This window comes from Bradyrhizobium sp. Ce-3, assembly GCF_022835695.1.
Lineage (GTDB): Bacteria > Pseudomonadota > Alphaproteobacteria > Rhizobiales > Xanthobacteraceae > Bradyrhizobium.
In genome coordinates this window covers 90,995-104,634 of sequence record NZ_BQUV01000002.1, presented here as the reverse complement: position 1 = coordinate 104,634, position 13,640 = coordinate 90,995, and the positions used below count along the sequence as shown (strand labels likewise).

14 protein-coding genes are annotated in these 13,640 nt (G+C 65.1%); 2 read left to right on the top strand and 12 right to left on the bottom strand.

The window, feature by feature from the left end; all coding sequences use genetic code 11:
- Window positions 1–2: 2 nt before the first annotated feature.
- The 5 genes from BRSPCE3_RS06790 to psrA all read right to left on the bottom strand — a co-directional run bounded on the left by BRSPCE3_RS06790 (window position 3) and on the right by psrA (window position 6,974).
- On the bottom strand, window positions 3–1,307 hold the full coding sequence (locus BRSPCE3_RS06790) for an MFS transporter (protein ID WP_244065055.1): 1,305 nt from the start codon (window positions 1,305–1,307) through the stop codon (window positions 3–5).
- A gap of 379 nt (window positions 1,308–1,686) precedes the next feature.
- Complete coding sequence (locus BRSPCE3_RS06785; RefSeq protein ID WP_244065054.1) at window positions 1,687–3,003, bottom strand: MFS transporter; 1,317 nt, start codon at window positions 3,001–3,003, stop codon at window positions 1,687–1,689.
- 94 nt (window positions 3,004–3,097) lie between these two features.
- Entirely contained in the window at window positions 3,098–4,546 is a 1,449-nt protein-coding gene (gene phnY / locus BRSPCE3_RS06780; protein ID WP_244065053.1) for a phosphonoacetaldehyde dehydrogenase, read from the bottom strand.
- Window positions 4,547–4,570: 24 nt separating this feature from the next.
- Window positions 4,571–5,815, bottom strand: a complete 1,245-nt coding sequence (phnA, locus tag BRSPCE3_RS06775) for a phosphonoacetate hydrolase (RefSeq protein WP_244065052.1) — start codon at window positions 5,813–5,815, stop codon at window positions 4,571–4,573.
- A gap of 28 nt (window positions 5,816–5,843) precedes the next feature.
- On the bottom strand, window positions 5,844–6,974 hold the full coding sequence (gene psrA / locus BRSPCE3_RS06770; RefSeq protein WP_244065051.1) for an iron-containing alcohol dehydrogenase PsrA: 1,131 nt from the start codon (window positions 6,972–6,974) through the stop codon (window positions 5,844–5,846).
- Window positions 6,975–7,054: 80 nt separating this feature from the next.
- Between psrA and BRSPCE3_RS06765 the strand changes: the two genes are divergently transcribed.
- Complete coding sequence (locus BRSPCE3_RS06765) at window positions 7,055–7,960, top strand: LysR substrate-binding domain-containing protein (RefSeq protein ID WP_244065808.1); 906 nt, start codon at window positions 7,055–7,057, stop codon at window positions 7,958–7,960.
- Here the strand turns inward: BRSPCE3_RS06765 and BRSPCE3_RS06760 are convergent.
- The 4 genes from BRSPCE3_RS06760 to BRSPCE3_RS06745 are packed head-to-tail and all read right to left on the bottom strand — an operon-like array spanning window position 7,932 to window position 10,574.
- Complete coding sequence (locus BRSPCE3_RS06760; protein WP_244065050.1) at window positions 7,932–9,095, bottom strand: MFS transporter; 1,164 nt, start codon at window positions 9,093–9,095, stop codon at window positions 7,932–7,934. The two genes, BRSPCE3_RS06765 and BRSPCE3_RS06760, sit on opposite strands and share 29 nt — an antisense overlap.
- Entirely contained in the window at window positions 9,092–9,517 is a 426-nt protein-coding gene (arsC, locus tag BRSPCE3_RS06755) for an arsenate reductase (glutaredoxin) (protein WP_244065049.1), read from the bottom strand. Before arsC ends, BRSPCE3_RS06760 begins: the two co-directional genes overlap by 4 nt.
- Window positions 9,514–10,200, bottom strand: a complete 687-nt coding sequence (locus BRSPCE3_RS06750; protein ID WP_244065807.1) for an MIP/aquaporin family protein — start codon at window positions 10,198–10,200, stop codon at window positions 9,514–9,516. The genes arsC and BRSPCE3_RS06750 overlap by 4 nt, the downstream gene beginning before the upstream one ends.
- Complete coding sequence (locus tag BRSPCE3_RS06745) at window positions 10,200–10,574, bottom strand: helix-turn-helix transcriptional regulator (protein ID WP_244065048.1); 375 nt, start codon at window positions 10,572–10,574, stop codon at window positions 10,200–10,202. Before BRSPCE3_RS06745 ends, BRSPCE3_RS06750 begins: the two co-directional genes overlap by 1 nt.
- 49 nt (window positions 10,575–10,623) lie before the next feature.
- Between BRSPCE3_RS06745 and BRSPCE3_RS06740 the strand changes: the two genes are divergently transcribed.
- A complete protein-coding gene (locus BRSPCE3_RS06740) occupies window positions 10,624–11,151 on the top strand; it encodes a DUF6428 family protein (protein ID WP_244065047.1) in 528 nt (175 codons plus the stop codon).
- 41 nt (window positions 11,152–11,192) lie between these two features.
- Here the strand turns inward: BRSPCE3_RS06740 and BRSPCE3_RS06735 are convergent, their stop codons facing one another.
- The 3 genes from BRSPCE3_RS06735 to mgtE all read right to left on the bottom strand — a co-directional run bounded on the left by BRSPCE3_RS06735 (window position 11,193) and on the right by mgtE (window position 13,630).
- A complete protein-coding gene (locus BRSPCE3_RS06735) occupies window positions 11,193–11,402 on the bottom strand; it encodes a hypothetical protein (protein WP_244065046.1) in 210 nt (69 codons plus the stop codon).
- A gap of 392 nt (window positions 11,403–11,794) precedes the next feature.
- Window positions 11,795–12,115: a DNA-binding transcriptional regulator gene (locus BRSPCE3_RS06730; RefSeq protein ID WP_244065045.1), complete on the bottom strand. Its 321-nt coding sequence runs from the start codon at window positions 12,113–12,115 to the stop codon at window positions 11,795–11,797.
- A 93-nt stretch (window positions 12,116–12,208) separates the two neighbouring features.
- Window positions 12,209–13,630: a magnesium transporter gene (gene mgtE, locus BRSPCE3_RS06725; protein ID WP_244065044.1), complete on the bottom strand. Its 1,422-nt coding sequence runs from the start codon at window positions 13,628–13,630 to the stop codon at window positions 12,209–12,211.
- Between the last annotated feature and the right edge of the window lie 10 nt (window positions 13,631–13,640).

Below are 13,640 nucleotides of genomic sequence, written 5' to 3'. Positions count from 1 at the left end.
TTTTAGACCGGCAGCTTGCGGCTGTAATCGATCAGGGTCGAGCAGATCAACAGCGCAATGCCCGCGGCGGCAAAATACATCAGCGCGAGGAAGTAGGAGCCGGTGGCCTGCACGATGAAGCCGACGATCAAGGGCGTCGTGATGCCGGCGATGTTGCCGCCGAGATTCATGCAGCCGCCGAGGAAGCCGGACTTGCCGCGGCCGGCCAGCGCCGACGGGATCGCCCAGTACATGCCGCACCAGCGCAGGAAGAACAGCGTGGTCGACAGCAGAACCACGACCGCAACCGCATTGGTGACGTAGGCGACCAGGAATATCGACACCGTCGCCATGATCGCCGCGATCCCGAACAGAGTGCGGAACACGGTGTTGGGCGCGCCGCCCCGCTCCCGCCAGCCATCGCCGATCCAGCCGCCGACCAGTTCGCCGACGAAGCCCGCGAAGAAGATGATGAACGACGCGCCGCCGAGCGCCTTGATGTCGAAGCCGTGCACCTTGAACAGATAGGTCGGCATCCAGGTCAACAGCCCGTAGAAGGTGGTATTGAAGAACATCCAGCCGAGGCACATGCACCACACCGAGCGGAAGCGGAAATAGGCCATCCAGCTGGCGCCCGATGATGGCGGCGTCGCCGCGTCCTCGATCGCATGCGCCTCCTCGAGATAGCGCGCCTCGGCCTCGTTGACCGAGGGATGCTCGCGCGGCGCGTTGCGGATGTAGTACCAGGCCCACAGCCCGCACAGCATGGTTCCGACGCCGGCGACGACGAAGGCGACCCGCCAGGAGCTGAACGCCGCCATCAGCCAGGCGATCACGATCGAGCCGAGCGCAGCACCGAGCGGCGCGCCGCCGTCCAGCAAGGTGGCGCCGCGGCCGCGCTCGGTCTGCGTCATCCAGATCGCGTTGAGCTTGCCGCCGGCCGGATAGATCGGCGCTTCCGACGCGCCGAGCCCGAGCCGGGTCAACAGCAGCAGCATCCAGCTGGTGGACAGCGCCGCCAGCGCCTGGAAAAAGCCCCAGAACAATGTCGCGAGCGCGATCACGATGCGCGGCTTGAAGCGATCGGCCAGCATGCCGCCCGGCACCTGCATCAGCGCGTAGGTCCAGAAGAACGAGCTCAGGATCAAGCCCTGCATCGCCGGATCGATATCGAACTCCTTGGCGATGACGGGCATCGCGACCGACAGCGAGGCGCGATCGATATAGTTGATCGAGATCAGAAACAGCATCAGCAGGAAGATCTTCCAGCGCACTCCGCTGGGCTTCGCCGTATCTGCCATTGCGATGGTGGACACCTGATCGCTCATTGCTTGCTTCCTCCCGGCAGATTGTTTTTGCCCCTGGCGCGACCTTCGTCCCTGAAGGTCCTTGGCCTCTCCTGCCCCGCGCGAAATTTGCTTCAAGGCAGTCGAGGCCACAAGCACATTTTGCATTCTGCATGCAATTTATTGCATCATTATGATATTACTATATATTTTCTATTCAATGCATCGACATTGGTCAGCCGGTGATGAGAAATTGAGCGTCAGGACACCGCTCGAGCCGGGCAATTTCGCGGAATTGGTCCCCGCGTTGCGGCTCCGGCGATCGCACGCACAATGGCGTTCTTGCTCATTCCAAAAACAGTGGTCCGCGCCTCCCGTCGGAAGCGCGGACACGTGGTCAGCCGCGGATGTGGATCGTTCGTCAGCGGCGGATAAACGCCGCCACCACAGCGCTCGAGGTGGCACAGATCGCGACCACCAGGAACACCAGCGAGGTCTGGTTATGCTTGTCCATGAAGTGGCCGATGATCGGCTCGCCGAGACCTGCGAACAGATAGGCGAAGGAGTTCATCACCCCGGTCGCGGTCCCTGCCCGCTTGTGGCCGACCAGATCCGGGCATAGCGCCCAGAACGAGGATTGCGGACCGTAGGTGAAGAAGCCGCACAGGAACAGCACCGTCATGCCGAGATAGATCTCGGTCGTCGGGATCGCGTACATGCACAATGCGGTGACCGCGGCCAGCACCATATAGAGCACGATGGCGAGGTAGCGGCGCGAGCCGAACACCTTGTCCGAGACCCAGCCATTGCTGAAGGCGCCGACCGCCATGCCGACCGGCAGCGCGATGCTGATCCAGCGCGGATCGATCGCCGAGCTGGCGCCGGCCTTGGCCCAGTTGCTGCCGAGGAAATGCACCGGCACCCACACCAGAAGACCGTAACGCGCTGCGTTCTGGAAGCCGATCGAGACCCCGGCGACCAGCAGGCGCCAGTTCGACAGTACCGCCTTGTAGCGCGCGAGCGAGCCCTCATTGGCATCGACCGCGGCCTCGGTTGCCGCAACGTCGTCGGCCTCGTCATGCGGCGAGGCGAAGCCCATGTCCTCGGGCTTCTCGCGCGCGATCAGATAGAACGCGATGCCGCCGAGCAGCAGCAGCACCACCGGGATGCGGAAGATCCAGCGCCAGTCGAGCTGGAAATAGCCGACCACCACCAGCGAGGTGACGAACGACAGCACCGAGGCGAGACCGGCTGCGAAGGTGTAGAGCCCGTAGACCGTGCCGCGCTCGTGGCGTCCCCACCAGTTCGACAGCAGGCGGCTGCCCGGCGCCCAGCCCATCGACTGGAAGTAGCCGTTAATGCCCCAGAACGCGGTGAGACTGACGATGCCGGTCGAGAGGCTGGTGGCCCAGTTCATGATGAAGGAGAGGATCGCGCCCGCGCTCATGACGCGGCGGCCGCCGAACTTGTCGCCGAGATTGCCGTTGATGGCCTGCCCGACCGCGTAGCACCACAAGAGCGCTGCGCTGGCCCAGCCCAGCGCCTCCTTGCTGACGCCGAACTCGGCCTGGATGCCGGGAATGGCGAAGCCGAAGGTTTGCCGCCCCGTGTAGAAGAACAGATAACAGAACATCGCCGCGAACAGCATCCGCCACTGCGCGCGGCGGAACGACGTCGCAAGCTCCGGATTCTGGACTCCGACCGAGCCGACGCTCGACGGACTGAACGTGATCGACATTGCAGCCTCCCCTGATGATTGTTGTGTTGTTCACCCCGGCCGCCGCGCCGTTCTTGTTGCGCGCGTGCGGCTCTCCCTTCGGATCGACGCTTTCCTAGACGGGCCAGGGCAGCGAATAGGTCTTGACGTTGGTGAAGCTCTTGATTGCCTCCTGCACGCCTTCCTTGTAGCCAAGGCCGGAGTCCTTGATCCCGCCGAACGGCGACATCTCGATCCGGTAGCCCGGCACTTCCCAGACATTGACGGTGCCGACATCGAGCTCGTTGACGAACCGGGTGATGTAGTCGAGCCGGTTGGTGCAGACGCCGGACGACAGGCCGAACGCGGTCGCATTCGAGATCCGGATCACGCTCTCGATGTCGTTGGGAACCCGGATGATCGGAATGACAGGACCGAAGGTCTCCTGCATCACGAGCTCGCTGGTGTAGGGAATCCGGTCGACCACCGTCGGCGGATACAGCGCGCCGTTGCGGTCGTTGCCGTGCAGCAGCTCGGCGCCGTCCGCGACCGCCGCATTGACCCGGCGCTCGAATTCCCTGGCTGCGCCCTCATGGATCACGGTCCCGACATCGACCGTCGGATCCATCGGATCGCCGCATTTCAACTTGCGCGCCTTCTGCAGCACCAGATCAGCGAACTCGTCGGCGACTGCCTCGACGCAGAGGATGCGCTTCACGGCCGTGCAGCGCTGGCCGGAATTCTTGGTGGCGCCGGTGACCGCGAGCTCGGCCGCCCTCTCCAGGTCGGCGTCCTCCATCACGATCAGGGGATCGTTGCCGCCGAGCTCGAGTACCAGGCGCTTGTAGCCCGCCCGGTCGGCGATGTGCTTGCCGACCCTGACCGAGCCGGTGAAGGTCACGAGATCGGCCTCGGGATCGGTGATCATGGCGTCACCCATCGAATGCGGATTGCCCGTCACCACCGATAGCATCTCGGGCGGCAACCCGGCCTCGTACAGGACATCGGCGAGCGCGAGCGCGGTCAGCGGCGTCAGCTCGGTCGGCTTCAGCACCACGCGGTTGTTGGTGGCGATTGCCGGTGCGATCTTGTGACTCACCATGTTGAGCGGATGGTTGAACGGCGTGATCGCCGAGATCGCGCCGAGCAGCGGCGTGCGCGTGGTGAAGATCTTCCGCGCCTTGCCCTGCGGGCTGATGTCGCAGGAGAACGTCTCGCCATCGTCCTGGATCGCGAGCTGCCCGGCAAAGGAATAGACGTCGTAAGCGCGCCCGGCCTCGTAGAGCGAGTCCTTCCAGCACAGCCCGGACTCGGCGGTGATCAGCCGCGCGAAATCCTCCTTGCGGCTCGCCAAGATCTCGGCGGTGCGCAGCAGGATGCGCTGGCGCTCGTAGCGCGTCAGCTTCGGCTTGAACGCGGCCGCCTTGGCGAAGGCGCTGCGCACATGCTCGGGGCGCGCCGCCGGGACGGTGCCCACCACCTTGTTGGTGTAGGGATTGAAGACCTCGACATGCTCGTCGGTGTCGATGAGGCTGCCTGCGATCCGCATCTGCTCGTGGCGAACGGCCGGGCTCTGGATGTTCATCGTGGTGTCCTTAAGGTCCGGATGTCACTGGATGCGGTTGAGCGCGACGTCGAAGGCGTCGAAGTTGCGCAGGGCCTGACCTTCCGGCAGCGCGATCCTGCGATTGGCGATCACCGGTACCCGCTGCTCGGTCAGCCCGCCGTGCGAGCGCAGCGGCTCGGTCAGACCGGAAAGGTCGTGGCGGGATTCGCTGGTGCCGAGCACCTTGTGTTTGGTCGAGATCACGACGATGTCGCCGATCCGGTCCGGCGGCAACTCGAACCTGGCGCAGGCATCCTTGCGCGTCAGCGCCACCTCGACCCCCTTGGTATCGCGTAGTCGCATCAGCAGCGTGTCGACGTCGGCGCCAACGGGCGTATAGATCGTCGCGAACGAGCCGAGCGAGCCGTGATGGGCGACATAGGGGTCGGTGATCGGCAGGATCACCCGCGCGGCGCCCTTCCCCATCCAGTCGTCCATGACATCCTGGAGGTAGATCACGTCGGGCCTGCCGTCGGGCAAGAACTTGTCGTTCATGCCGTGATCGGCGGTCGCCACGATGTTGCAGCCGAGCGCATCGAGCCTGGCGAGATAGCCGTCGATCATCGCATAGAAGTCGTTGGCGATCCTGGTGCCGAGCCCGACCTTGTGCTGGATGTAGTCGGTGGTCGACAAATACATCAGGTCCGGACGGTGGCGCTCGACCAGCTTGACGCCGGCCGCGAACACGAAGCGCGACAGATCGGCCGAATAGACCTCGGGCAGCGGCAGGCCGACGAAGTCGAGCACGTTGTCGATGCCGTTGTTGGCCCTGGTGGCCTGGTCGGCTTTCTCCGACGAGAACGCGATGGCGCGCCCGCTGGAATAGTCCAATCCGTACGCGAGCAAGGTGCGCAGCTTGTCCTTGGCGGTGACGGCGGCGACCTTGTAGCCGGCGTCATGAACGCCGGCCAGGATGGTCGGCGCGCGCAGGAATTTCGGATCGTTCATCATGACTTCCGCGTCGTTCGCCGTGTCGTAGAAGTAATTGCCGGCGATGCCGTGCACCGCGGGCGGCCGTCCGGTGATGATCGAGAGGTTGTTCGGATTGGTGAAGCTCGGGATCACGCTGGCGGCATGAACATGCGCGCCTTCCTTCATGAAGCGCGCGAAGGTCGGCGCGACGCCGGCCTCGATCGCCTGCTCGACGTAACCCGGCTCCGAACCGTCGAGGCAGATCACGACCGTCGGTCGCGTCGGCGCGTCGTAACGGCGCCCGTTGACGGTGATGATCTTTTTGTTGTCTTGCATGAGTTCTCTCCTTGTCACTGCGCCGCCGTCACGCGCTCACCGCGCTCGGCATCCGCAACGTCTGCGATGCCTCGATCAGCCGTTCCTTCGATCCCAGAAAATTGCGGCCGCGCTCGCCTTCGAGAGAATCCGCGATCAGTGCGTGCCACTCGGCGCGCTCGATCCTGTAGGCGGCCGGATTGCAGGAGATACCGAGCCGCGCCATGAAGTCCTCGAGATCGTCGGCCGCGCGCGCCAGGTCCGCGCCGAAAATCTGCTTCAGGCTGTCTTCGCAGAGCCCGCCCGCCCCTTTCATGCTGCGCAGCACCATCGGCAGCGAGAACGAGCAGGCGATGCCGTGCTGCACGCCATGCCGCAGCGTGATCGGATAGGACAGCGAATGCGCGATCGCGGTCTTGGTGTTGGAGAACGCCAGCCCGGCGAACAGCGCCGCCTGCGCCATGCGGCTGCGCAGCTCGAGATTGCCGAGATCGTTGGCGAGCCTCGGCAGCACGTCGAGGACACCACGCGCCGCCGCCACCGCATGGTTGGCCGACACCGGGTTGTTGTTGACGTTCCAGATGCTCTCCAGCGCATGCGACAGCGCGTCGAGGCCGGTGCTGATGGTCAGCAGCTGCGGTTTGCCGAGCATCAACCGCGGATCGATCACCGCATGGGTCGGATAGAGCGACGGGCGCGCCAGCGAATATTTCTTGCCGTTGGCCTCATCCCACACCGTGCCCCAGCACGTCACCTCGCTGCCGGTGCCCGCGGTGGTCGGCACCGCGATGATCGGGATCGCCGAAAGCCGCTCGGCGCCCTGCTGCGTCTCCAGATAGGTCTTCACCGTCGCGAAGTCGCCGCCGGCGGCCGCGAACACCTTTGCGGAATCGATCACCGAGCCGCCGCCGAGCGCGACGATCACCTCGGGCGATCTGGCGAGCCCGGCGAAGCGCGCGGTCTGCTCGGTGAGCAGGCGGTAATCCGGATTGGGCGCAACGTCGCGGATGGTCAGGACGGACGGCCCCGCCGCAGCGCGCAGCCGGCGCTCGAGCTCGTCGAAGACCGGCTCGCCATAGGTCACGAGCGCATAGGCGCGCTTGCCGATCAGCGCCGGCAGCTTGTCGAAGCTGTCGGCTCCGAATTCAACTCTTACCGGGTTGGAATAAGTCCAGGCCATCCACGCGTCCTCCATTTGGCGCGAAGGTACGGCGCCGGCTGCTATTGACAAATTCATTCTACGGATGCGTTCTATTGATTATGTCAATAGTGTTCAGCCAGCTCCGCGCCTTCCATGCGGTCGCCGCCCATGGCGGCTTCACCGCGGCCTCGCGCGTGCTCCATGTCGGGCAGCCGACGCTGACCATCCAGGTCAAGGAGCTGGAGGAGACCTATGGCGTCGAGCTCCTGATCCGCAAGCCGCGGCACACCGAGCTCACCGAAGCGGGCAGCGCGCTGTTCGAGATCACCCGCGGCATCATGACGTTCTGCGACGAGGCGCACGACCTGTTGGCCGCGCATGGCAAGGCCACCAAGGGCCATCTGCGGGTAGCGACCGTCGGGCCGTTTCATGCCACCGAGATCATCGCCGCATTCAAGCGCGATCACCCGGAGGTGCAGATCTCGACCCTGCTCGGCAATTCCGAGCGCACCTTCCGCCACATCGTCGACTTCGAAGCCGACGTCGCGATCCTGGCGGAGGTACCGGAAGATCCGCGCGTCACCATGATCCCCTACCGCACCCACCGCGTGATCGTGTTCGTCAACCGCGATCATCCCTGGTTCAAGCGCAAGTCGGTCAGGCTGCGCGAGCTCGCCGACCAGCCGATCGTGCTGCGCGAACGCGGCTCGACCACGCGGCGCGCCTTCGAGGCGACGATGCAGGCCGAAGGCATCAGCATCGAGCCGGTGTTCGAGATCGAGAGCCGCGAGGGCGTCTGGAAGGCGGTCGAGCGCGGCCTCGGCATCAGCGTCGTCGCCGACTTCGAATTCGTACCGCATCCGAACCTGCGCGCGCTCGAGATCAGCGACCGCACCATCAAGACCCAGTACAGCATCGCCCATCACAGCGGCCGCAGTCACTCCCCGATCATCAAGGCCTTCATCGAGACGGTCCGGCGGATGAAGGGAAGCGACGCTACGGCGAAGAGGCTCTCTCGGCCTTGAGTGCGAACAACGCCACGAGCGCAGCCAAGCTCAAGGCCGATGTGACGGCGAGCGTATAGCCGCCGAGCGGTGTGATCAGGAAACCGAATGCCAGCGGCGCGATCGCTTGCGACAGCCGCGACGGCGCGCCGAGCAATCCCAGGCGGTAGCCGTAGTCTTTTGGACCGAATATCGCCAGCGGCAGCGTGCCCCGCGCGATCGTCAGGATCCCGTTCCCTGCGCCGTGCAGCAGCGCGAAGATTCCGGCAAAGCCTCCGCCGAACAAGCCGATCACGCAGGCGCCCAGCGGGTGCGTGATGCAGGCCAATCGTGCGGACCACAGCGGATGGAAACGCTTCAGCAGGCTCGCTTCGACAATGCGCGCCGCCACCTGCGCCGGACCGATCAGCGCGCCCGCCGCGATCGCCTGCGCCTGCGTCGCCCCCAACGACTCGAGAATTCGCGGCAAGTGAACCGCCATCGCCGACGTGACGCTCCAGGCGGCCGCGAAGGCGAAGGCCAGCAGCACCATCGCGCGGTCGATCGGAATATGCGGCTTCGGCGTGTCGGCTGCGACCCGATGCTCTCTCTGCAACTTGGGGATCAGCAAACCGTTCAGCGGCAGGCAGATCAGAATGTGTGCAGCCGCCCAGCCGAAGCAGGTCCAGCGCCAGCCGATCGTTGCCAGTCCCCACGCGCTGAGCGGCCAGCCGATCGTGCTGGCGAATCCGGCGATCAAGGTAATTCCCGTGATGGAGCGACGGGCTGCGTTGCCATAGATGCGCCCGAGCGCCGCGAACGCCGCGTCATACAGGCCGAGGCCCATGCCGACGCCGAGCAGCAGCCAGCTCACGGCCATCAGCACGCCGCCCTGTGAAAGCCCGAGCAGGATCAGACCGGAAGCCAGAATGAGGTTGGACGCGCAGAGCACGTCTCGCCCACCCACCCGGTCGATCTGGCGGCCGACGCGCGGACCGAGCAATCCGGAGATCACCAACGCCATCGAGAACGCGGCGAACAGCCAGTTCGTCGAGATGCCGAGGTCACGCGCAATTGGGTCAGCGAGGATAGCCGGCAGATAGTAGCTCGACGCCCAGGCAAGGGTCTGCGTGGTGCCGAGCGCGACAATCAGCACATTGTCCGCGCGGCGGCTCATCCAGCACGCGTGCCCGGTGTCTTCGGCGTTACCACTTCTCCGTCTTCCTTGACGAACCGGCCGATGTCGGCGACCACGAGGAGATCAAGAACCGCCTCGGACGGCCGGCACAATTTCACCCCCTTTGGCGAGACCACGATCGGCCTGTTGATCAGGATCGGATGCGCCATCATGAAATCAATCAGCTCGTCGTCGCTCCATTTCGGATTGGCAAGATCGAGCGCGGCATAAGGCGTGCCCTTCTCGCGAAGCAGCGCTCGCGGCGTGATGCCCATCGCGGCGATCAGCGCGACCAGCGTGTCGCGCGAGGGAGGCGTCTTGAGATACTCGACGATCTCGGGATCTTCCCCGCTCTGGCGGATCATGGCCAGGGTGTTGCGTGACGTCCCGCAATCGGGGTTGTGGTAGATCGTGATGGTCATTGGATCGCTTCCATCTTCGTTTCAGCCTGCCGCAACAGCCATGTCATGATTGCCAGTGCGGCCACCGCCCCCAGAACCTCGGCGACGATAAATCCCGGCAGATCCTGCGCGCGGATGCCGGAGAACGTATTGGTGAATGACCGCGCGATGGCAACGGCCGGATTGGCGAACGACGTGGATGCGGTGAACCAGTATGCGGCCGTGATGTAAAGCCCGACCAGCCACGGAATCGCGGCCTCACGAAACCGCAAGCCGCCGACAATCGTTGCGATCAATCCGAACGCGGCAACGAATTCCGCAAACCACTGCGGAAAGCCTGTCCTCGCCTTCGCCGAGAATTCCAGCAGCGGCAGGCCGAACATGGCATGCGCAACCATCGCGCCGAGGATTCCGCCGAGCACCTGCGCTGCGACATACTGCGCGGCGTGCGGCGGACGGAGTTCGCCCTTGAGCGTGAACACCAGTGTCACCGCCGGGTTGAAGTGCGCACCGGATACCGGCCCGAGGACCGTGATCAGCACCACCAGAATGGCGCCGGTCGGAAGCGTGTTGCCGAGCAGCGCCAATGCGACGTCTTTGGTCAAGGTCTCGGCCATGATGCCGGAGCCAACGACGGTCGCGACCAGAAACAGGGTCCCCAGGCCCTCGGCTGCCAGGCGTCGCGGCAGGTCGAAGCCCCGCATCAGGCCTGCGCCTTCTTCTTGGCGGTGGAATTCTTGGCGGCGGAAGGCCTGCATTGGGCCTCAGCGAGCGCCGGCGCGCAGATCTCCGGGTGGCCCGCGCAGCAATCCTTCATCAGGAAGGCGATGAGATCGCGCAAGCCGTTGAAGTCCGCCGAGTAGATGATCGAACGCGCCTCGCGGCGCGGCACGATCATGCCGGCGTGCTCAAGGTCCTTCAGATGGAAGGACACGTTGGATGGTGACACCGCGACCGCCTCGGCGATCGCCCCTGCTGCCATGCCATCGGGGCCGGCCTGGACCAACAGTCGCACGATCCGCAGCCGCGTTTCCTGCGACAGCGCGGCGAACGCGGTTCGGGCTTGACGCTCCTCCATCTTTCGATAATCCTACAATTCAACAATCATTGAAATGAGGATAGCAGCCATGGACCCGCTTGCCAATACCCGATCGATCGTCGGCGCCCTGCTGGCGGTGGAGGAGCTCTCGTCGGCTACGCTCCTTTCCAGCCTCGAGGTCCACAGGGAGAAGCCGCTGATCTTCAATTACGATGGTCGCGATGTCCGGCCCAGCTATCACGTGACGGAAGTCAAAACCGCCTCATTCAGGGGACTCGATTGCGGCGCGAACCCAGAGAGCTGGAGCGAGACCTTCATTCAGCTCTGGGACATCGAGGAGGACAACCGGGGCCACATGCCGGCGGGCAAGTTTCTGGCGATCATCCGCAAGGTCGATGAGGCCGCCGGCTTCGATCCGCAAGCCAAGCTGACCTTCGAGGTGAGCGACGGCATCCGGCCGATGCAGATCTATCGCGCGGAGCGTATGGATACCGGCGACGCCGCAGTCCGTGTCTATCTCTCGGCGCGCCCCTCGAGCTGCAAGCCGCGCGACCGATGGCTGCAGGAGCAGCAGTCCTGCTGCGCTCCGGCAGCCAAGCAGCCGTGCTGTGGTTGAACGATGCTTGAGCGCTTCCGGCCTGACGTTGCGGTCGCGAGCTATCCGTTCTCGTCGAGTCGAGCCAATGCTCCCTCGATGAGTTCGATCTCCTCGGAGAGGGTGTCACTCACGACCGATGGCCTGAAGCCCGGAACGCTGTGGGTTCGAACATCGTCCAGCAGGTGCTGGCGATGGTCTCGGAGCTGCTCAAGCGCTTGACGATTCTTCAGCGACACGTAGCCGGCAATGATCTGCTCGATGGCCTTCATGGGAAATCCACGCTTTGAAATGATCACGTTGTGCAATGCCTCGATTAAAGCGGCTAATCCGCTTTACTGGCAAGCCCCGTGACGCCGTGCGGGAGCGTGGGCGCCACACACGCCGTCGTCTCGGCTGGCCACAGTCGCACGATTTCGGAATAATAGAAGAATACCGCTGAGTTGCCCGACGTGTCAAGTCACCGTGCCGAAAGCCGGCAGCCGCCGGCTACTGTGCATGGGGTTGTTTTCGATATTTTGGCAGCGCGCCCCCGCGGACGGCGATCCCGTTCACAATCGTATGCGGTGGTTATGGGTCCCGGCCTGCGCCGGGACGACAGCGATGTTCTGGCCAGCGAGAGCGATCAATCAGCCGACAATGAACGGAGCGTGCGACGATCAGCTCAAGCCGCGGTCGGCTCGCTCGACAGTGCGGCGAACACCGTCTCCGGCGAATGGGCGATCACCGCGAGCAGCGCGCGGGCCGGTCCGCGCGGGGCGCGCTTGCCCTGCTCCCAGTTGCGGATGGTCTCAACCGGCACGCCGAGCTTGGCGGCGAATTCGAGCTGGGTGAGCTGGGCGCGGCGGCGCAGGTCGCGTACGGCCGGTTGCGCGGCCGCAGGCTGCATCGCCGCCTCGGGCAGGTGCGCCGGCGCGAGCGGGATTTCCTGCCCGTCGCGCAATTCGACGATCCGTCCGTCCGCCTTGAGCCGCAACCGCTGCATGATGGCCCCCGTGATGGCCCCCTTGGAGATAGGAGCATCATCCGCCAACCCCGTTAAGGCGCGATTAACGATAAGCCGGCCCGCACTGCCGGCCTATTTGAGCCCGAACCACAGTGTGGCGATGCCGAGGAATGAGAAGAAGCCGACCACATCGGTCACGGTGGTGACGAAGGTGCCGGAGGCGACCGCGGGGTCGGCCCGCACCCGCTCCAGCACCATCGGGATCAGGATGCCGCCGAGCGCGCCGGCGACCAGATTGCAGATGATCGCAAGCCCGATCACGATGCCGAGGCCGGGGATCTTGAACCAGGCCACCGCGGCGATGCCGGTGATCACGGCAAAGGCAAGGCCGTTGACGAGCCCGACCATGGCCTCGCGCAGCACCACGCGCGTCGCGTTGAACGCACCGAGCTCACGGGTGGCGAGCGCGCGCACCGCGACCGTCATGGTCTGGGTCGCGGCGTTGCCGCCCTGGCTCGCCACGATCGGCGCCAGCACCGCGAGGGCCACCATCTTCTCGAGCTGGCCCTCGAACAGGCCGAGCACCGACGAGGCCAGGAACGCGGTGGCGAGATTGACCAGCAGCCAGTTGAAGCGGCCGCGGGCGATGGTCCACACCGTGTCGGACAGCTCTTCGTCACTGGTGACGCCGCCGAGCGCCTTGAGGTCCTCGTCGGCCTCCTCCTCGATGACGTCGACGACGTCGTCGATGGTGATGACGCCGACCAGCCGGTCGGTGGTGTCGACCACGGGAGCGGCGACCAGATTGTACTTGCCGAACAGCCGCGCGACCTCTTCCTGGTCCTCCAGCGCGGAGACCCGGCGGCGGTCCTCGTCGACCAGGTCCTTGATCGGAACCGGGCGGCGCGTGCGCAGCAGCACGTCGAGCGGCACCGCGCCGAGCAAATGCTTGTCGGCGTCGACCACGTAGATCTCGTAGAAGCGGTCCGGCAGATCGGGCGTGTCGCGCATGTAGTCGATCGCCTGCCCGACATTCCAATCCGGCGGCACCGCGATGAACTCGGTCTGCATCCGCCGGCCGGCGGAATTCTCCGGATACAGCAGGCTGCGCTCGATGTCCTCGCGCTCGGCCGCCGGCAGCTTCTCCAGGATCTCTTCCTGGTCCTCCTCGTCGAGGCTTTCCAGGAGTTCGACGGCGTCGTCGGATTCGAGCTCGCGGACGCCCTCCGCGACCGTCTCCGGCTCGAGTTCCTCGAGGATCTCCTCGCGGACCGTCTCGTCGACCTCGTTGAGCGCCGAGAAGTCGAAATCGGTACCGGTGATCTCGACCAGGGTGACCCGGTCGTCCGGCTCCAGCGCCGCGATCAGGTCGCCGAGATCGGCCTCGTGCAGTTCCGCCACCACCTCGCACAGCAGCGGCCGGTCGGCGGCGTGGATCGCCCGGGTGATGCCAGCGACGAATTCGGGGCGGAGCTGACCCTCCTCGTCCCGCATCGGCATCCGGGCGAGCGGGTCGGCCTCGGCCGGCTCGGCAACGTCGATATTCTCGGCCATGCCGTGTTTC